Consider the following 19677-nt stretch of genomic DNA (forward strand, 5'->3'; position numbering starts at 1 on the left):
TCATTACACAACCTCAAAATAAGATTACACAACCCGAAAAAAATAGTAAACAACCGCTTAAAGCTACTTTTTGCAGGTTTTTGTGTAGAATTTAGCAGGTATTTTGTTTCGTCATAGCGTACTTATTTTGGCATACTCAGCATATAAGAAATGTGCGACGTGGTTGTCTGTTTCAGAATAAACTAGAAATTTTATTTTAAGTAACAGATTACTTCTTTTCCATTAGGCTTATGGTCGCAATGGTGTTATCAATTCATCAGATTATTAACTTTTGAAACGGTTACAGTTGTGTAGGCTACAGTATTAATTTAAGTATGATTTAGCAGTTAAATACTTTTCTATATTAATGAGAATCCGCTTTAGATATTTAATTACTTGATTATTAATCATTCTTAAATCTGAAAGTGTATAATTACGACCACACTCGGCAAAAGATAAATCACCATGAGCTAATTTATTTCTTTGAATTTTAACTTGATGCAATGATGCTCCATTATTTAGGCTGTGATGAGATCTAGTAGAAAAACCTATTTGAGAAGCAAATTCTCTTATTTTAAGAGCGTCAATATTTCCGGAAATATTTTTATTAACATCAAATTCTATTTCAACAATATCTAATGCTATTTGATCAATCACTTCATAAATCCTATTAGTGCTATGTTGATTGAAATTCTTATAATTTAATTTTATCCATATTTTTTTTATTTCTTCCTTTACATCAGAGTATTGAACATTCTCATCAGTTATGGTATCATATATTTCTACTAATGCTTGTTTTATAGCTGATTCAGCTAGATTGTATAGTAATAAAAACATATTTGCTTTCATAACTTTTTGAAGTTCATCATCAAAGTCGTTATATTTTCTTGTTCTATTGTTAGGAAGAAAAAGCATTGCGTCTTTATCCAGAATTTTTTCTAATAACTTGAAATATAAAGTTATTTCGGTTGCTCTTTTTTCAAAGTCAGATATTACACTAGTCATATTAAACTAAGTAATTGGTTCCTTACAAATTCTATTCTATTTTTTATTGCTTTAGGAGCATTTTGTCCTCCTGCTGTAATTATAGATTTAAACTCTTCACTTTCAATCCAATCTACATTTTTAACACTTAATTTAGGGTTTTTTTCTAATGCAAGATGTATTCCTACAGATATTGAATCAAACCGAACTCTTGGTGTTTTATTTGAGTTAGGGGTTTTACTGAACCCATAAGGGAAATTTGAATCAACAAATTTTAACATGCGATCAAATCTTTTATATAAATCATTCCGGTTGAATGATTTATTCATACTATTTGTATAATCATTTAAGAATTCATTTACTCCTGTTCGCACATCAGTATAACGATCAGAATATGCAAAAAACCTAATTATAAGTTCTTGTGGTTCGCCTCTTTTTTCCATGTTTTCCGTAAAAGTTGTATTTTTTACAAACAATGGATGTTTTGCACATTCATTGTAGACGAAGTCAATAAATTTGCCTCCATATATGCCTTTTCTTTTTTCCATGTCTTTGAGTATGGAACTTCCAGTATTAATCCTTTCGAACATCATAAATCTGACTTCATCATCACTTTTATCCGTAAGTGAAATCATTCTAATAGTAGTGTTGTTGAATTTTCTTTGGCGAGATTTAAGTAAGTTATTATATTTATAACCATTCAAATTGTCTAGAATTGAAAGATTTTTTAATTTTAGTTTCCCACTTATAAAAGATACAAGAGTTCTTAAGCGTTGTGAACCATCAACAATTTCTAATCGCCCATCACCAGTATCTGCTGTAAAAATATATGGAATTGGTAGTCCTAAAACAACAGATTCAATAAATTTGGATTGTCTATCTATATTCCAAACAAATTTTCTTTGGTATGTTGGAATATAAATATCATTATCGTCGTCATCTAATCCTGTTAAGTATTTAGTAACTAGAAGTTCAATTGTAAATTCTTTAATGTCAAAATCAACAATCTTTTGTTTGTCAATTATTTGTAATTCTGCTATGTCTTGTGTTGTATTCATGTTTTTAAGTATTGTTGCTCAACGTATATATAACAAGAATTCCTCTTATCATACTTAATTTAATACATACCAGGAAATTAAATTACATCAATTTCCTCTTACTTCTCGTAAATGTAAAACAAAGATTACACATACACAATGCGGTTTCCCGTAAAGAAGTAAAGAAGTAGGTGTTGCGAGTATGAGATTGTTTCACAAAGCTTGTCTTGAGTAACGTTGAAAGGTTCGCAAAGACGTTTCCTTATTTGGTAACTATATCTTGATTTTAAGCGGTGTTCATTTTAGGGTTTGCAGAAACAATAGCATCTTCCTTTTATGAAATAGATAGATGAAAAGACAATAACTTTTTGCATTAATAGAACGCTAAGACTTTGATCTTTTTACTAAATTAAAAACAAGAGCTAAAATCATTATTGCTAATAATACATATTGAACCATAACAAGATTATCTTTCTTATCAAATAGTTGAATGAGTAAAATTAGAAGCAACGGAATAAAAATTATATATTTTTTCATAGTTATTGATTTTCAAGGCAACTTGTATGGTCATTTGATGCGTCATCATAGCACAGTGCCATAACAGTTATTGCGGCAGCAGTTCCTATTGCAGTTCCAATACCAATTGTGAAAAAGGCTGAAATACCCGCAGCTGTTACTGCTATAGCGTAATTCCTTGCGCATCTCGATCGTGCTTCTATGTATGCATCTGCACAAGATCCATTTTTACCAGTAAATGCAATTGTTTCTTCTAAATCCTTAGTATCAAATTGTCTGTGTATTTCAATATTAATTTTACTAATTATTTCTTTTTGATCTAAATTTACTAAATCTTTAACAAAGTTATTTGTGTTATTTTGTATCTCTAGATATATTTTAGCTATTTCTGAACTTTTTGAAAAATTAGCGCCTTGTAGAAACTCTGTGAATTCTTTAACATTATCAAATTTATCAGGAAATTTCGATAACATTTCCATATTAATATCATCTTCTTTACTGTAAATTTCTATAATTTTATTCGTTAACGATATATGTTTCTCTGTAAATTCTTCAATTGTTAAAAAGCTTAATTCTTCATTACTGTTTGGGTTATAACAGGATGAAAATAAAACTAATAATGATAAAATAAAGCCCAGATAGGGTTTTCTTAATGTACTTAAACTATTCATGCTTTTAAATTTTTAGAGAAAAACCGTTCTTGATGATTTTACATGACTTTTCTAATTTGCAACAATTCTTACTCTTTTGATTATCTTATATTCTAGAGTATTTACGTTTTTTATTTAAAGTCTGAATTTTATCCAAAACCAATATCTAAACAACTCTCTATCTTTTTAGTAAAGATAAGATAAAGATTACATACAAGTAGTGTGGTTTCCCGTAAAGGGCAAAAAAAACATGAAAAAAAATCGAATTACTCAATAACTGTACGAGAAAGAGAGCTGTAAGAGAATTATGTAATTTGCTATATGAGAGGCAAATTGCCACTAAAACGTATACAATACTTATAAATGAGAACCTAAAAATGGTCAACACTATAGAAGGAAGTACATTTGAACCTTGAACAATTTCCGACTTTCAATCTAAAAAATCCAACACTCCAAGAAGTATAATTAAGTCTAATTAATCTTTATAGTACCAAAAAGGAATTTTAGACACATTCCAATTTGTTGTATCACCTTTTCTGATTCTTAAGCGGTTCACTTTTAATATGTGTTTGCCATCTATTAAATTTTTAGTGCTAACGTACGTTTCAAAACCTAAATTACCTTTTTTACTCTTGGCTATAATAAAATCAGCATCATACTTAATGGTATCTATTTTTACTGAATACATATCATTAAATGTTTTTAAGTAAGCGCGTCTTAGACTATCTGGCTTATTAAAGTTGTTACCAAATGTAATAGCCGATCTCAATCCACGACTATCTTCATCTGGCTTTAATTCTGGATTAAAATTAAATATGTTGTCTTCTATATTTTTAGAAAATACGACAAACACTTTTACATAATTATCAGCGATGACTTTTGATTGGATTGCCACATCATCAATAAATCCATCACTATCAGATAATAAATCTTCATAGTTATTATTGTTCGCAACATATTCACTTGAAGTCATGTCGTTCCCTAAAAAATTTGAAACATTGTATTTAAGAGTTGTGGCTAATGCTATTAATATATAGAATGGTACCAATGCAAAACTTAATCGTTTTCCAAACTTATTATCTAGAAAATTATACACCAATGGTCTATACAGAAAAGACAAGGTAATAAAACCAAAGACCCTATATATAGGGAAATACAAGATAGATAACCATTTTTTCTTTTTAAGAAAACCGAGCGTTAAAAAGTCAATTAAAGTAAAAAACATTCCGAAAATGATAAATACCATAAGCGGTATACCAACACCATGAGATAGCCAGCCAGGTAAATCGTCATTGCCTATTAATAGATTCGCAATAAAAACAATAGCGAGTATGGTGAACGTTATTGCCAAAACATAAAAGATGAGTAAAAAAGAAATTGCAAAGATGACACTACAATAGTTTTCTAATGTGCCAATATATTTATCGAAAGAGCCAACTTTCTTCTTTAAGTGATTCGTGAATTTCTTGCTGTATTTTAAACTATCATAATCAATATCACCTGATACATAACGCAAGCCTAAAGCACCTATCCATAATCCGCGCAATAATACATGAAACAATAGATTAAAGATTAATATATAACAAGATATTGTTGCAACTAGTGAAATAGCAAACTTATATATTTGGCGATTATTTTCAGCTTCTACAAGGCTTTCTGTAATCGTTGGGATGGCTGTAAATAAACCGAAAATTGCAAAACCAGAGATGAGTAGCTCTAGCTGCCAACTTTCTTCTTGGAGTTTATGTAATAGCTTTTTAAATTCTGGCTTTGTATAATCGTTCTGCATTAATTTTTATATTATTTTATAAATATAATATTATTATAAAAACTGTAATCATATTTATAATGAAGATTATACATGTGCAATGCAGTTTTCCGTAAAGCAGGAAAGAAATAGGGATAGCGATTATGAGATTGCTTCACGAAGCTTGTCTTGAGCAACGTCGAAAGGTTCGCAATGACGTATCTAACAAGTCTAATAATCCAAGCAGTCTAAGCAAGTCTATTTAACAACAATCTCATCCAAAAAAGTCCACGCTTTATGTCCTGCACCTTGCAAACCATCAGGAATGACTCCGTAATTTGGAATAAAGATTTCTATATACTGCGTCGTGAGTTCTTCAATTTGTAACGTATATGGAATAAGCGTAGCATCGCTTTTTGAAATTAGAGCGATCCTGTTCAGTGTTCTGCCATCTTCATCATTAATAAAACTAAAACCAATTTCTTCTGGCGCGTGAATCCATTGTCCGCTTGCGTTGTAAAATCGTGTGGAAATGCTGCTAATTGTGGTGGGTTTTCCCAAGTCAATTTTAATTGTGACATCTTTTCCCGAAAAACCTAACCATTCTTTATCGCCATAACGTTTACTACTTCCCGAAACGCCATTGATCAATCCTTCTTTTCCGCTTCCAGGATATGCTTTGCTTGGTGTTGGATCTAAGGTAATTGTTGCGCCAACGGCTTTGTGATTGTTGAATGTTAGCGTAAAATCGCGACCTAACTTTTCTTTTTCGTTAAAAACAGCCGCTTTCAATACGGTTGAACCTTCAATTGGTAGCGTACCATTGTAAACTTCCGAAGTTATTGTTGGAGACGATTCATCCGTTGTATAGCGAATTGTTTTATCCTTAATCGTTGTTTGCAAGTCAAAAACCAATTGCTCGTTTTGTTTCGTGATTTCACCTTCAATCTCATACAAATGATTTGCATAATTTACATTTTGTGCATCCAAACGTTTGTGAAAAAGCGATAGACGGTAGGTAAAATGTTGATAATCTTTTTGTTGATAATCTCTTTTCGTTGGATTCGACCAAACAACTTCTGCCATAGCAATAATTCTTGGAAACACCATATATTCCGCTTGTTCGGAAGTCGAAATGTATTCTGTCCATAAATTTCCTTGTGCGCCCAACACATGTTTGGCTTCTTCTTCGTTGAGTTCTTTAGGAATCGGATTAAAATTATATACTTTTTCTAATGGTAAATAGCCGCCAATCGCCAACGGTTCAGCGTCATTATCCGATTGATAATAATCAAAATACGCATGTGAAGTAGGTGTCAAAATTACGTTATGACCCGCTTTTGCAGCTTCCACAGCGCCTTCTGTGCCACGCCACGACATCACAGTTGCATTTGGCGCCAAGCCACCTTCTAGAATTTCGTCCCAACCAATAATTTGTTTGCCTTTGCTATTGATATATTTTTCTATGCGTGCAATAAAATAGCTCTGCAAGCCATATTCATCTTTTAATTTTTCCTTTTTTATTAATGCCTGACAATGTTCACAGGCTTTCCAACGAGTTTTTGGAGCTTCATCGCCGCCGATATGAATATACTTTCCAGGGAAAAGTGGCATCACTTCATCCAAAACATTTTCTAAAAATGTGAAGGTTTCCGCTGTTGGACAATAGATATCTTCAAAAACGCCCCATTTTGTAGCCACTTTGGTTGGTTTGCCTGTACATCCTAAATTTGGGTACGCAGCAATGGCAGCTTGCGAATGTCCGGGCATTTCTATTTCTGGAATTACGGTGACAAATCGTTCGGTAGCATATTTTACAATAGCTGCAACTTCTTCTTGTGTGTAAAATCCGCCATATTTTTTTCCATCAAATTGTTGAGGTTCTTCGTTATAATGCCCAATTAGTGTTTCATCGCGATAAGCGGCAACTTTTTGTAATTCAGGATATTGCTTAATCTCAATGCGCCAACCTTGATCGTCGGTTAAATGCCAATGAAAGGTATTCATCTTTAGCATTGCCATCATATCAATGTATTTTTTGATGAATTCCACGGAAAAGAAATGTCGCGATACATCCAAGTGCATTCCGCGATACACAAATCGTGGCGCATCTTTTATTAAGGCACATTTTAACAGAATTGTTTTATGAGGGAAGGTTTTATTTTCTACAGTAGCTGGAAAAAATTGACGTAAGCTTTGAAACGCATAAAAAGCACCTTTTGCGGTTTTCGCTTTGATCGTGATTAGAGAAATATCAACCTTCAATTCATAGCCTTCCTCATTTTCAATACTCTCATCAAATATAAATTGCAGTAGATTTCCATTTGGTTTGCTGTCATAAGGGAGTTTATATCCAAGTTTTTCTTCAAAAAAATCATTCGCAAAATTTGCTGCGCTTCTTAATTCAAAATCTGTATGTAGGGATACATTTTTATCAAAAACAAAATCTTCGTTACTAACACCGTCGAAACTAGGAGTTGGAAGAATAAAAGGTGTAATGGACGGCTCTGGTTTAGTACAACTTACAATACAAAGTAAAATTACAAGTTTAAAAAAAATATTGCTTCTCATTTTAGTATATTAGATGCCATAAAATTAGCAATCTATTTTAATGAAACTTCAACACATCACTATTTTTATTGTCATGGTACTATTTTTTAGTTGTACGAATGATGAAAAAATACACATCGCACAAAAAGATTCCTCATTAATTAGTTATGTAAATCCTTTCATTGGAACTGGTGGACATGGACATACCTATCCAGGCGCAACGATGCCGTTTGGAATGATGCAACTCAGTCCAGACACGCGTTTGGATGGTTGGGACGGATGTTCGGGGTATCATTATTCGGATAACTATATTTATGGTTTTTCGCATACGCATTTGAGCGGAACAGGCGTTTCTGATTACGGAGACATTTTGCTAATGCCAACCAATGAAATTAATTTTAATAATGGTTCCAATGGAGAAAAAGGCTATCGCGCACACTTTTCGCATGATAATGAAGTTGCGGAACCTGGTTATTACAAAGTACATTTAGATTCTACGAATATTGATGTTGAATTAACGGTTTCCAAACGAAGCGGAATGCATAAGTACACATTTCCAACTGCGGAAAATCAAGTAGTGATGTTAGATTTGGTGCATCGTGATAAAGTATTGGATGCAAAAATTGACAAGATTTCTGATACGGAACTCGTCGGTTATCGATTTTCAAACGCTTGGGCAACAGATCAACGGTTGTTTTATGTTATAAAAACATCGCATCCTTTTGATGATATGTTACAATCGCCACCAAAACAAGGAATGCCGGGCGCACGAAGAACCGCGTTGACATTTATCAATCCGAATAACGAACCGATTTATATTAAAATTGGAATTTCAGCAGTTGATGTGGAAGGTGCTAAGAAAAATCTGGAAACAGAAATAGGAGCGAAGACATTTTCAGCAATTAAAAAAATAGCGCAAGAAACGTGGGAAACACAATTAGAAAAGATTGTGATTGAAAGCAACGATCTTGATTATAAAACAAATTTCTACACTGCATTATATCACACGATGCTGGCACCAAATTTATACCAAGATGTGGATGGACGTTATCGTGATATGGATTTAGAAATTCATCAATCGGATGATCACAAACATTATACGGTTTTCTCTTTGTGGGATACGTATCGCGCGGCACATCCGTTGTATACAATTATTGAGCAAGAACGCACGAACGATTTCATAAAAACATTTATAAAGAAATACGAATCTGGCGGAATTATGCCAATTTGGGATTTATCAGCAAATTATACAGGTTGTATGATTGGATATCACGCTGTTCCTGTGATTGCGGATGCATACCTAAAAGGCATTCGTGAGTATGATGTAGAAAAGGTATTTGAAGCCATGAAACATAGTGCTACACGTGATAAATTAGGCTTAAATTATTACAAAGAAATCGGGTATATTCCTGTGGAAAAAGAATCGGAATCAGTGTCTAAAACCTTAGAATACGCCTATGACGATTGGACAATTGCTGAAATGGCAAAAGCACTCGGGAAAACCGAAGATTATGTCGAATTTACCAAACGAGCACAATACTATAAAAACGTATTTGATCCTGAAACGCAGTTTATGCGTGGACGTTTCAGAAACACTTGGTTTGCACCTTTTGATCCGTATGAAGTGAATTTTAATTATACCGAAGCAAACTCATGGCAATACAGTTTTTATGTGCCGCAAGATGTTTCAGGCTTTATTGAATTATTAGGTGGAAAAGACAAACTTGAAGCACAATTAGATAAATTATTTACGGCGAATCAAGAAACTTCTGGACGTAATCAGGCAGATATTACTGGGTTGATTGGGCAATACGCGCATGGAAATGAGCCAAGTCATCACATGGCATATTTGTATAATTTCATCAATAAACCTGCAAAAACACAAGAATACGTTCATCAAATTCTAACAACTTTATATAAAAACGAACCTGATGGCGTTTCTGGAAATGAAGATTGTGGACAAATGAGCGCGTGGTATGTATTGAGCAGTTTAGGATTTTATTCCGTAACGCCTGGAACAAACGAATATATCATTGGAACGCCATTATTTGATAAGGCAACGATCAATTTGGAGAACGGAAAAACGTTTACCGTGGTTGCGAATAATAGCTCAAAAGCAAATAAATACATAAAATCGGCGACATTGAACGGTCAAGATCATCCGTATACTTTTATTTCGCATGAAGACATTATGAATGGCGGAAGTTTGGTTTTTGAAATGACCAATACAGCTTCCGATTGGGGAACGAAAGACGCGCACATTCCGGTAACGGAAATTATGGAACATAAAATTGTACCGCCGCCATTTATTGCAAAAGGAAATATTGCGTTTAAAGGAGAAACAACAGTATCGTTACAAACGGTTGACAAAGAAGCGAAGATTTACTATCAACTCATGAATATGCTTCAAGCTGAAAAGCCTGATTTTGTAGAATATACACAACCAATTACGATTTCTGAAATAAGTGTATTAAAAACTTATGCACAACGGGGCGATGTGAAAAGTGCCGAAATCATGACAGAATTCTTCAAAATTGATCCAAATTTAAAAATTGAACTCGGAACCGAATACGCCAATCAATACAATGCAGGCGGACAAAACGCACTGATTGATGGAATTTTTGGAACCGAAGATTTCCGAACTGGAACATGGCAAGGATATTTTGACAAAGATGTCATTGCTACGATAGATTTAGGAAGCGTGAAAGACATAGAATATATTGGTGTCAACTTTTTACAAGATCAAAAATCGTGGATCTTTTTACCAACCGAAGTAGAATTTTTAATCTCTACGGATGGAAAACGATTTACGTCAATTCGAAAACATCCGTATGGAGAAATTACACCAAAAGAAAAGCCTAAAGTAGAAGAATTTAGTTTGGCTTTTAAAGGGAAAAAAGCGCGCTACGTAAGAGTCATTGCAAAGAAACTAGGCGTATTACCCGAATGGCATTTAGGATATAAACACGATGGACGTTCGTGGTTGTTTGTAGATGAAATTGAGATAAAGTGATTTATAATTTGAGATGTCAAATCGAGCGCAGTCGAGATTCAATGTAAACAGATGTACTCATAAGCTTCTCGACTGCGCTCGAAGTGACAAAAAATTAAATAATATCAAAAGAAGTCAAAAAACGATTGGCTGTTTCTCATAAAATTCATTTAATTTGAAACTAAGAAAAGGCAGCTCTAAAATCTATCACAGATGAAAAGAAGAAAATTTATACAAAGCGCGGCTTTGACAGGATTAGGCTTGACCGTTGGAACGGCGTTAGCATCATGTGCTGACGAAAAAAAGGAAGCTGTTAAAACTGCTGCGGCAGGAACCACAACAAACGCAAAACCTGTTATTCCACTTGTTGTGGCAACTTGGAATGTTCCAAATGCAACAGCAAAAGCATGGGAAGTTTTACAAGAAGGTAAATCTGCGTTGGACGCGGTAGAACAAGGCGTAATGATTGAAGAAGCCGACGAAAAAAATCAATCTGTGGGAATTGGCGGTTTGCCCGATAGAGACGGAAATGTAACACTCGATGCGTGTATTATGAACAAAGAAGGCGATTATGGCGCAGTCGTTTGTATTGAAAATATAAAACATCCAATTTCGGTTGCCCGAAAAGTCATGGAAGATACACCACATGTACTTTTAGCTGGAAATGGCGCAAGGCAATTTGCTGTTGAAAGCGGTTTTATACCTGAAAATTTACTCACAGAATCTTCTAAAAAAGCATGGGAGAAATGGAAAGTAGAAGCAAAGTACAAACCAATTATCAATGTGGAAAACCATGATACGATTGGCATGTTAGCGATTGACAAAAACGGCGATATATCTGGCGCGTGTACCACAAGTGGATTATCGTACAAAATGCAAGGTCGTGTGGGCGATTCGGCAATTATTGGTTCTGGATTGTTCATTGATAACGAAATTGGAGGTGCCACCGCAACTGGAATGGGCGAAGAAGTTTTAAAAACCGTTGGAAGCTTTCTGATTGTTGAACTCATGCGACAAGGAAAGTCACCGCAAGAAGCGTGCGAAGAAGCTGTTGGGCGTGTGATTAAAAAAAGCCCGAACTTCAAAGATTTCCAAGTGGGCTACATAGCTGTCAACAAACAAGGAGAAGTAGGCGCGTATTGTATTCACGAGTGGTTTAATTACACCGTATATCAAAACAACGAAAACAAAAATCACAAGTCTGATTATTACACTAAAACAAAATAGTAACTAGTTGTGAGTTATGAGTTATGAGTTAAGAGTAAAAACGAAGTAACGAATCAACAAAAAACAAATCAACAAAAAACAAATCAACAAAAAACAAAGTGTAAGAGTTTATAAGTTTAGCAGTTTATGCTTTGAAACAAACAGGTATCAGTTAAAAGTTAAAAAGTGATGAGTTACGAGTTGCGTAAAACGAATTAACGAATCAACAAAAAACGAAGTTTAAGAGTTTATAAGTTTAGTAGTTTATGCTCTGAAAATAAATAGAAATCAACCAATTTAACCAGTAACTAACAATTAACATTCAACAACCAATCCAACATGTCTACAACCACCAACAAATCCTATAAAAGTGCCTTTATATTTTTAACCTCATTATTTTTCCTTTGGGGATTTATTACGGTTTTAGTCGATCCGTTAATTCCACGATTAAAAGAAGTCTTTGAAATTACATATTTTGAATCTGGATTGATTCAATTTGCATTTTTTGGTGCGTATTTATTACTGTCCATTCCCGCGGGATTTCTATTGTCTAGAATTGGCTATAAAAAAGGAATCATTTTAGGATTACTTATTATGGCTTCGGGTTGTTTGCTGTTTTATCCGGCGGCTTCCTCGCGAATTTTTATTGTGTTTCTACTAGCGGTATTTGTCTTGGCAAGCGGAATGACTATTTTGCAAGTTGCAGCAAATCCGTATGTTGCCGCGTTAGGTTCGGAAGAAGGTGCAAGTAGTCGATTGAATTTATCACAAGCGTTTAATTCTTTAGGAACAGCAATTGCACCAGCAATAGGCGCAATGTTTATTTTGAGTGATAAAATTAAAACAAGTGATGAAATTGAAGCATTGACGGACGCTAATAAAGAAATTTATTATGCTGCGGAAGCATCCAACGTGCAATTACCATTCGTGGCTATTGGATTATTCACATTATTACTCGCCATTATTTTTGTATATGTAAAGCTGCCAAAGTTGCTTCAAAAAGCGCCAAAAGGTGGTTATTTAGAATTATTGAATCAACCATCGTTAGTGATGGGCGCGATTGGAATTTTCGTCTATGTAGGTGCAGAAGTAGCCATTGGAAGTTATTTAACAAGTTATTTTGTTGATATGAATCTGGCGGAAGCCGTAAAAGCAAGTCCAACCATGAAAAGCATTTCAGAATGGATTGTGAGTACCGATTTAGCAACTTTAGATCCAAAAGCAATTGTTGGCGCGTTTGTTACCTTTTATTGGTCTGGTGCCATGATTGGACGTTTTATTGGTGCGTATTTAACCAAAATTATAGATCCTGCAAAAGTATTGATCAGTTTTGCCATTGGTGCGTTATTGATGATTCTAATTTCTATGAACTCTGGAGGATTTATCTCGATGTGGAGTATTTTGGCAGTTGGACTATTTAATTCGATTATGTTTCCAACAATTTTTACATTGGCACTTGGCGGACTCGACGATTTGAAACCACAAGCATCTGGAATTTTGTGTACCGCAATTGTCGGTGGTGCAGTGATTCCACCATTTTACGGATTGTTAACAGATAATATAGGATTTAAAACAGCATTTGTTTTAGTATTAGCTTGTTACGCATATATTATGCTTTATGGGTTTACGAAGCGAAGAAAACAAAAAGCAATTGCATAAGTTTACGATTATTTAATAAGCAACGATTTTTATAAAATTACATGAATAGCATACAAGAACAGTTAAACGCATTGCGCGAAGAATTACGCGAGCACAATTATAATTATTACGTTTTGGATAACGCAACGATTAGTGATTATGAGTTTGATATGAAACTCAAAGAATTGCAAGAACTCGAAGCGAAACATCCTGAGTTTCATGATCCGAATTCGCCAACCTTACGCGTAGGCGGAACGATTACGAAAAACTTCAACACCATTCCGCATGAATATCGCATGTATTCGTTGGAGAACTCGTATTCAAAAGAAGATTTATTGGATTGGGAAAAGCGGATTGAAAAGATTTTAGGTGTTGAAAGTGTAGAATTTACCTGTGAATTAAAGTACGATGGCGCTTCGATGAATTTGACATACGAAAATGGTGTCTTAATCAAAGCTGTTACACGTGGCGATGGTTTTCAAGGTGATGAGGTGACAAATAATATTAAAACGATCAAAACGGTTCCGTTGCGCTTAAAAGGTGATTTCCCTCCAAAGTTTGACATTCGCGGTGAGATCATTCTTCCGCTTGACGGATTTAAAAAAATGAATGAAGAACGCTTGGCTAATGGCGAAGATTTATACATGAACCCGCGAAATACGGCTTCTGGAAGCTTGAAACTACAAGATAGTAGCGAAGTCGCCAAACGTCCGTTAGAATGCTTGTTATATAGCTTAAAAGGCGAAAAATTACCAATTTCAACACAGTTTGAAAGCTTAGAGAAGGCGAGAAGTTGGGGATTTAAAGTGCCAACAGTCGCAAAAGTTGCCAAAAATGTAGATGAGATTTTAGCCTTTGTGAATTATTGGGAAGCCAACAGACACGAATTAGAGTATGAAATTGATGGCGTTGTGATTAAAGTCAACAATTTACAACACCAGGATGAATTAGGATATACCGCAAAAGCACCGCGTTGGGCAATGGCGTATAAGTTTAAAGCCGAACAAGTTTCTACGGTTTTAAATGAAATTACTTATCAAGTTGGACGCACTGGCGCGATTACGCCTGTTGCGAATTTAGAACCTGTTTTATTAGCTGGAACTACCGTAAAACGTGCTTCTTTACACAATGCAGATCAAATAGCTAAGTTGGATATTAGAGAACGCGATACCGTTTTTGTAGAAAAAGGCGGTGAAATTATTCCGAAGATTGTCGGTGTAAATTTAGAATTACGTCCTGCAGATTCTACGCCAACCCAATATAGAACTACGTGTCCCGAATGTGGAACACCTTTGGAGCGCAAGGAAGGCGAAGCACAGCATTATTGTCCGAATGTTTCTGGATGTAATCCACAAATAGTGGGAAGAATTCAGCATTTTATTTCGCGTAAAGCGATGGATATAGAAGGTTTAGGTGGCGAAACCGTGGCTTTGTTAGTCAATGAAGGTTTGATTGCGAATTATGCCGATTTATACGAATTGACAAAGGAACAAGTAATTCCGTTGGAACGTATGGCAGAAAAGAGTGCAGAAAATTTGGTAAATGGAATTGAAGCTTCCAAAAAGATTCCGTTTGAGCGTGTTTTGTATGCATTGGGAATTCGATATGTAGGAGAAACTGTAGCTAAAAAGTTAGCAAAACATTACAAATCTATTGATGCGCTCATGAACGCTTCGTCGAATGATTTAGTGAACGTCGACGAAATAGGCGTGAAGATCGCCGAAAGTGTAGCGTTGTTTTTCGCAGAAGATGCTAACTTGGAGACTATTAATCGTCTAAAGCAATACGGAGTACAATTAGAATTTTCGGCGGAACAATTGGAAGGTTTGACTGAAACTTTGTTAGGAAAATCATTTGTGGTTTCTGGAGTATTTGAAAAAGTATCGCGAAACGAACTTAAAAAACTGATAGAAAATAATGGAGGAAAAGTATCTTCTTCCATATCATCTAAAACATCATATGTAATAGCTGGTGACAAAATGGGACCTAGCAAACGTGAAAAAGCAGAAAAATTAAATATCACAATACTAACCGAAGATGCTTTTTTGAGTATGATATAAATTGAATGAATTTAACCAAACTAACACATATCACTTTTTTTATCGTTGCATTTATAACATTGCTTGTCGCAATGTATATGGAAAAGTTTTATTTGATTTATGCACAGCCATTTACGGTGTTGGCTATTTTAATTATTTATTTTACAGAAAAAAAAGATCCGACAAGCGTATTATATATCCTTTCGCAAATCATTGGATTGGCTGGTGGTATACTGTTAATACTCGGTATGCGCGATCATTTAAAAGCAGTTTCTGTATTATTTTCACTGTTTTATATTATTTATCTTCGTTTGATGTATGTGCGAAATGTAATGAAAAAGACAGAAGTTAGAACGTATTTTTATGTCTTCTTAATTTCATTGCCAGTATTGTATTTGTATCATAGAGTTATTCAAACAATTTCATCAGAACTTACGGAAGTCGCTATTTATTTTGGAGTTTTAATGTTTTTCATGTTGAGCTATATTTTCACAGCTTTGTATTATTATTTAAAAGAGAAGAATCAAGCAAATTTATGGATGTTGATTGCGGCTATTAACTTTGGTTTTATGAACATTATTATTGGTTTGAATGAATTGTATGTGTACGAAACCACGTTTACGGTTATTGTTGTTTTTTGCAGTTTCTTTATACAGTTTTTTGTGTTGAAATTTATGTTGCATGATAAAAATGATGAACATGACTTACTGAGGAGTATGCTACAAGAAAAATGAATTATAAAAAACCGACATATATCACTTTTTTTACGTTAGCTTTTATTTCGCTACTAGTAGCTTTGTTGTTTGAAAAAATGTATCAATTGTACATACAACCGCTTACAATAATTGCTATTTTTATGATTTACATCACAGAAAAAAAAGCACCTATAAGTATTACGTACATACTTGCATTAATTTTTTCACTTTCTGGAGCAATTTTATTAATACTTGGTTATAAAGAGTACATTCCAGAAGCTTCAATACTATTTTCATTATTTTATGTAATGTATCTACGATTGATGTATTTAAAAAATAAAAAAAAGAAAACAACTGTTAAGATGTATTTTATTTTAGTCATAATTTCTCTACCAATAGTGTATATTTATGACAGAGTCATTTGCTTGATATATAATGAAATAAGAGGTGATTTTATCTATTTTACGGTATTGGTGTTTTTCATTTTTGCTTACATCATTACTGCTATCTATTATTACTTACGAAATAAAAATCAATCAAATTTATGGATGTTGATTGCAGCTGTGAATTTAGGAATCATGAATATCATCATCATGATAAATCAATTGTACATATATGACGTCATGTTTACTGTGATCACACTTTTCTGTAGCTACTTGATGTATTACTTTTCATTAAAATTTATGCTAGAAGATGATGAAAATAACGTGTCAGATTTAATTGTATAATTCACTATTTTCAAACTTCAGTAAAATATGTGAGTTTAAAATTTTTTCCCGATAATAGGAATGTTTTTACGTTGCAACCAAAGTGTAATGGCACTCAAAATAAAGACTACAATTGCTGTTATGAATAATGTGCCACCATCAGGTTTGCCTTCAAACGGAACTTCAATGCCTAATTGTGTCAAATGCATTAGTATAGCACCACCAATAATTCCCAATGTAAGTGTTGCTCCAAGCCAAGCTGTTCTTGGAATCAAAATTAAAACTCCTGCAATCAATTCAGCAACTCCAATTCCAATACGACCAAATGGTTCTAAACCTACTTGTTCAAAAATATATACACTATCTTGATGCGCAGTTAACTTAAATCGTAAGGTTTGAATCAAAATGACAGCAACAGCAATTCGAATGATAATTGGAACATATTTTTTCATTGTTTTTGGTTTTTTTAGTTTTTAGTTGTCACTATAGTCGATTAAAAAAAATATAGCTTACAAAATAACGAATTGAGTGATTTTGTTTAAAATATTTCGTATCTTCTTTGAAAGCTTATTTTTACTAAATGCCGACACGAAAACTACTTACTTACCTATATTTTATCATCATGTTATTTGATGCTTTCGCAGTATTTTTCCCAGATATTATCAATAGAAGGTATACAACCTATTTTCCATTGCCAATATTGATGTTATTGTATTTACTTTCGGTAAAAAAAATCAATTGGTTTTACGTGATAGGATTAGTATGTACGTTTTTGGGTGTCGTTTTTTTTAGCAAACAATTCTATTTTAAACTTGGGCTCGTGTTTTATGCCGTTGGTGTGCTCTTTTATGTATTAATTTGTTTAAAACAGGCAGCGATTATTTCCGTAAAAAGTGTCATTGTTGCAACGATTCCTTTCCTCATAATTTATTTAGTACCACTTATTTTGTATGCTGATGCTGTGCAAGTTGATATTTTTAATTACATAATCCTGTATGTGTTTTTTGTGGGTTCCTTCTTTTTCATTTCATCTTTAATCTACTTCAACCAACGAAACAATCGGAATCTTTGGTTATTTTCTTCAGGAATACTATTTGTCATATCGACCACAATACATGGATATAATATGTTTTTCGGATATGTTAAGATCGTACAATTTTTTGTGATCATTACCTTTATATTAATGCACTATGCGATGTATCGATATATTATTCATAAGTAAAACCTTATGCGTTTAAGGTCAGTCGAATTACATTTTTTTTGATTTCAACGATACTGAGAATCAACAATCAATAAAAAAACATAGGATTTTCACAGAGAAATATTTTACTTTGTGACGCTGATGAAAAAAACAAATACGCTTCTTAAAACCTTATTAATCTGTATTGCTAGTATAGATATTATTTGGTTTTTCTTTTCAGATTTAACATTTAGGCGCTATACAATGTTATTGCCTATACCGTTATTAGTCCTTTTTTATTTTTTAAAAAAAGATACTAAAAGCGTACTATACTTAGCAGCATTAGCATCATTTATGGTGGCAGATTATTTTTTTCGCATTGAAGGCGGACAATTTATTGAAGGTGTTGTTGCTACAAGTGTCGGAATTGGATTGTACGGTATTATTGTATTGATAAATTCACATTATATTTCTACACGAAGAATTTTAATTAGCACAGTCCCTTTTTTGGGAATATACATGATTCCATTTGTGTTTTTTATAGAAAAAATACCTGATGACATTTTCAGTCAAATCGTTGCGTATACATTTGCCATTGGTTATTTTTCTTTTTTGACGATTCTTACGTATGTAAGTAAACCTAGTTTGGTGACAAAAAAACTATTAATTGCAGGCATTAGTACCATTTGCATGGGAATTCTTTACGGAATTTTTCTATTTGTATATACGAACAGAATAGTTGGAATTGGCGCCAACATCCTTTTTATGGTTTCCAATTATTCCATGTGGCGCTATATGATGATAAAAGATACGCAAGCAAAAGAAGAAATTATTTTACGATAATCGACTTTCCGTTTGCAATCACATTTTTTTCATCGTCAAAATAAAAGTCAATTCTACCTACATACAAACCATACGCACCAACTTGATTCACTAAAACAGAATCACCATTCAGGTTTTTCTCAATCGTTGGTTTTGGTAAGAATGTGTGTGTGTGTCCTCCAATAATCAAATCGATATTTTTGGTTTTCTTCGCTAAAATCAAATCAGAAGGTCTATCAGGATGTTTAGAATATTTGTATCCTAAATGTGACAAACAAATGACCAAATCGCACTTTTCTTCTTCTTTTAAGATTCGACTCATATCTTGCGCAGATTCAATAGGATCGTTGTACACCGTTTCTTTGTACATGCGCTTGTCTACCAAACCATTCAACTTGATTCCAAGGCCAAAAATTCCAATCTTAATTCCGTCTTTTATAAAAATCTTATACGGTTTCACATGCGTGTCCATTACCGTATTTGTAAAGTCATAATTTGCCGAAACAAACTCAAAATCAGCATTTGGCAATTGCGCGTACAATCCGTCAATACCATTGTCGTAATCGTGGTTTCCAATTGTAGCCAAATCGTATTTCATCATGCTCATGAGCTTAAACTCCAATTCGCCACCATAATAATTAAAATATGGTGTTCCTTGGAAAATATCACCTGCATCAAGCAATAATGTATTTGGGTTTTCCTTTCTAATATTTGCAATCAAACTTGCTCTGCGCGCCGCACCACCTTGATTTGGGTTTCGAGCATCATTTGCATCAAAAGGATCAATGTGACTGTGCACATCATTGGTATGTAAAATGGTAATATGTTTCTTTGCGTTATTCGCTGTAAAACTTTGTAAAGACAAACCTCCTAAAGTTACAAAAGCACCTGTTGCTAACGAATGTTGTATAAAATCTCTTCTTTTCATCTGAATA

General features: G+C 33.6%; 15 protein-coding genes. 8 read left to right on the top strand and 7 right to left on the bottom strand.

Going from position 1 to position 19677, the window contains the following annotated elements:
* Nucleotides 1-303: 303 nt before the first annotated feature.
* From H2O64_RS15850 to H2O64_RS15870, 5 genes are all read right to left on the bottom strand, one after another.
* Nucleotides 304-984, bottom strand: coding sequence for an MAE_28990/MAE_18760 family HEPN-like nuclease (locus tag H2O64_RS15850; RefSeq protein WP_187563192.1), 681 nt, complete (start codon nucleotides 982-984; stop codon nucleotides 304-306).
* Nucleotides 981-2021, bottom strand: a complete 1041-nt coding sequence (locus tag H2O64_RS15855) for a DUF262 domain-containing protein (protein ID WP_187563193.1) — start codon at nucleotides 2019-2021, stop codon at nucleotides 981-983. Before H2O64_RS15855 ends, H2O64_RS15850 begins: the two co-directional genes overlap by 4 nt.
* Before the next feature lie 518 nt (nucleotides 2022-2539).
* Nucleotides 2540-3187: a hypothetical protein gene (locus H2O64_RS15860; protein ID WP_187563194.1), complete on the bottom strand. Its 648-nt coding sequence runs from the start codon at nucleotides 3185-3187 to the stop codon at nucleotides 2540-2542.
* A gap of 454 nt (nucleotides 3188-3641) precedes the next feature.
* Nucleotides 3642-4955, bottom strand: a complete 1314-nt coding sequence (locus H2O64_RS15865; protein WP_187563195.1) for a hypothetical protein — start codon at nucleotides 4953-4955, stop codon at nucleotides 3642-3644.
* Nucleotides 4956-5171: 216 nt separating this feature from the next.
* Entirely contained in the window at nucleotides 5172-7484 is a 2313-nt protein-coding gene (locus H2O64_RS15870) for a beta-N-acetylhexosaminidase (RefSeq protein WP_187563196.1), read from the bottom strand.
* 40 nt (nucleotides 7485-7524) lie between these two features.
* Between H2O64_RS15870 and H2O64_RS15875 the strand changes: the two genes are divergently transcribed.
* The 6 genes from H2O64_RS15875 to H2O64_RS15900 all read left to right on the top strand — a co-directional run bounded on the left by H2O64_RS15875 (nucleotide 7525) and on the right by H2O64_RS15900 (nucleotide 16761).
* Nucleotides 7525-10476, top strand: a complete 2952-nt coding sequence (locus tag H2O64_RS15875; protein WP_187563197.1) for a GH92 family glycosyl hydrolase — start codon at nucleotides 7525-7527, stop codon at nucleotides 10474-10476.
* A gap of 192 nt (nucleotides 10477-10668) precedes the next feature.
* A complete protein-coding gene (locus H2O64_RS15880; RefSeq protein WP_187563198.1) occupies nucleotides 10669-11682 on the top strand; it encodes a N(4)-(beta-N-acetylglucosaminyl)-L-asparaginase in 1014 nt (337 codons plus the stop codon).
* Nucleotides 11683-12000: 318 nt separating this feature from the next.
* Nucleotides 12001-13320, top strand: a complete 1320-nt coding sequence (locus H2O64_RS15885) for a sugar MFS transporter (RefSeq protein WP_187563199.1) — start codon at nucleotides 12001-12003, stop codon at nucleotides 13318-13320.
* A 41-nt stretch (nucleotides 13321-13361) separates the two neighbouring features.
* On the top strand, nucleotides 13362-15359 hold the full coding sequence (gene ligA / locus H2O64_RS15890; protein WP_187563200.1) for an NAD-dependent DNA ligase LigA: 1998 nt from the start codon (nucleotides 13362-13364) through the stop codon (nucleotides 15357-15359).
* 5 nt (nucleotides 15360-15364) lie between these two features.
* Nucleotides 15365-16072, top strand: a complete 708-nt coding sequence (locus H2O64_RS15895; RefSeq protein WP_187563201.1) for a hypothetical protein — start codon at nucleotides 15365-15367, stop codon at nucleotides 16070-16072.
* A gap of 122 nt (nucleotides 16073-16194) precedes the next feature.
* A complete protein-coding gene (locus tag H2O64_RS15900; RefSeq protein ID WP_235982897.1) occupies nucleotides 16195-16761 on the top strand; it encodes a hypothetical protein in 567 nt (188 codons plus the stop codon).
* A gap of 35 nt (nucleotides 16762-16796) precedes the next feature.
* Here H2O64_RS15900 and H2O64_RS15905 read toward each other — a convergent pair whose 3' ends face one another.
* Nucleotides 16797-17192, bottom strand: coding sequence for a DoxX family membrane protein (locus H2O64_RS15905; protein WP_187563203.1), 396 nt, complete (start codon nucleotides 17190-17192; stop codon nucleotides 16797-16799).
* A 128-nt stretch (nucleotides 17193-17320) separates the two neighbouring features.
* Here H2O64_RS15905 and H2O64_RS15910 point away from each other — a divergent pair, with 128 nt between their 5' ends.
* Both H2O64_RS15910 and H2O64_RS15915 read left to right on the top strand, forming a co-directional pair.
* Nucleotides 17321-17962 carry a lysoplasmalogenase family protein gene (locus H2O64_RS15910; RefSeq protein ID WP_187563204.1) on the top strand — a complete coding sequence of 214 codons (642 nt, stop codon included), beginning with the start codon at nucleotides 17321-17323 and terminating at the stop codon, nucleotides 17960-17962.
* 120 nt (nucleotides 17963-18082) lie between these two features.
* Entirely contained in the window at nucleotides 18083-18763 is a 681-nt protein-coding gene (locus tag H2O64_RS15915; RefSeq protein WP_187563205.1) for a hypothetical protein, read from the top strand.
* Here H2O64_RS15915 and H2O64_RS15920 read toward each other — a convergent pair.
* On the bottom strand, nucleotides 18750-19670 hold the full coding sequence (locus H2O64_RS15920) for a bifunctional metallophosphatase/5'-nucleotidase (RefSeq protein ID WP_187563206.1): 921 nt from the start codon (nucleotides 19668-19670) through the stop codon (nucleotides 18750-18752). The two genes, H2O64_RS15915 and H2O64_RS15920, sit on opposite strands and share 14 nt — an antisense overlap.
* Between the last annotated feature and the right edge of the window lie 7 nt (nucleotides 19671-19677).

The organism is Kordia aestuariivivens, from assembly GCF_014397005.1.
Lineage (GTDB): Bacteria > Bacteroidota > Bacteroidia > Flavobacteriales > Flavobacteriaceae > Kordia > Kordia aestuariivivens.

Excerpts from the sequence above, each read along its gene's own strand:
- H2O64_RS15850 (WP_187563192.1), bottom strand. The coding sequence starts at position 984 with ATGACTAGTGTAATATCTGACTTTGAAAAAAGAGCAACCGAAATAACT.
- H2O64_RS15855 (WP_187563193.1), bottom strand. The coding sequence starts at position 2,021 with ATGAATACAACACAAGACATAGCAGAATTACAAATAATTGACAAACAA.
- H2O64_RS15860 (WP_187563194.1), bottom strand. The coding sequence starts at position 3,187 with ATGAATAGTTTAAGTACATTAAGAAAACCCTATCTGGGCTTTATTTTA.
- H2O64_RS15865 (WP_187563195.1), bottom strand. The coding sequence starts at position 4,955 with ATGCAGAACGATTATACAAAGCCAGAATTTAAAAAGCTATTACATAAA.
- H2O64_RS15870 (WP_187563196.1), bottom strand. The coding sequence starts at position 7,484 with ATGAGAAGCAATATTTTTTTTAAACTTGTAATTTTACTTTGTATTGTA.
- H2O64_RS15875 (WP_187563197.1), top strand. The coding sequence starts at position 7,525 with ATGAAACTTCAACACATCACTATTTTTATTGTCATGGTACTATTTTTT.
- H2O64_RS15880 (WP_187563198.1), top strand. The coding sequence starts at position 10,669 with ATGAAAAGAAGAAAATTTATACAAAGCGCGGCTTTGACAGGATTAGGC.
- H2O64_RS15885 (WP_187563199.1), top strand. The coding sequence starts at position 12,001 with ATGTCTACAACCACCAACAAATCCTATAAAAGTGCCTTTATATTTTTA.
- ligA (WP_187563200.1), top strand. The coding sequence starts at position 13,362 with ATGAATAGCATACAAGAACAGTTAAACGCATTGCGCGAAGAATTACGC.
- H2O64_RS15895 (WP_187563201.1), top strand. The coding sequence starts at position 15,365 with ATGAATTTAACCAAACTAACACATATCACTTTTTTTATCGTTGCATTT.
- H2O64_RS15900 (WP_235982897.1), top strand. The coding sequence starts at position 16,195 with ATGATTTACATCACAGAAAAAAAAGCACCTATAAGTATTACGTACATA.
- H2O64_RS15905 (WP_187563203.1), bottom strand. The coding sequence starts at position 17,192 with ATGAAAAAATATGTTCCAATTATCATTCGAATTGCTGTTGCTGTCATT.
- H2O64_RS15910 (WP_187563204.1), top strand. The coding sequence starts at position 17,321 with ATGCCGACACGAAAACTACTTACTTACCTATATTTTATCATCATGTTA.
- H2O64_RS15915 (WP_187563205.1), top strand. The coding sequence starts at position 18,083 with ATGAAAAAAACAAATACGCTTCTTAAAACCTTATTAATCTGTATTGCT.
- H2O64_RS15920 (WP_187563206.1), bottom strand. The coding sequence starts at position 19,670 with ATGAAAAGAAGAGATTTTATACAACATTCGTTAGCAACAGGTGCTTTT.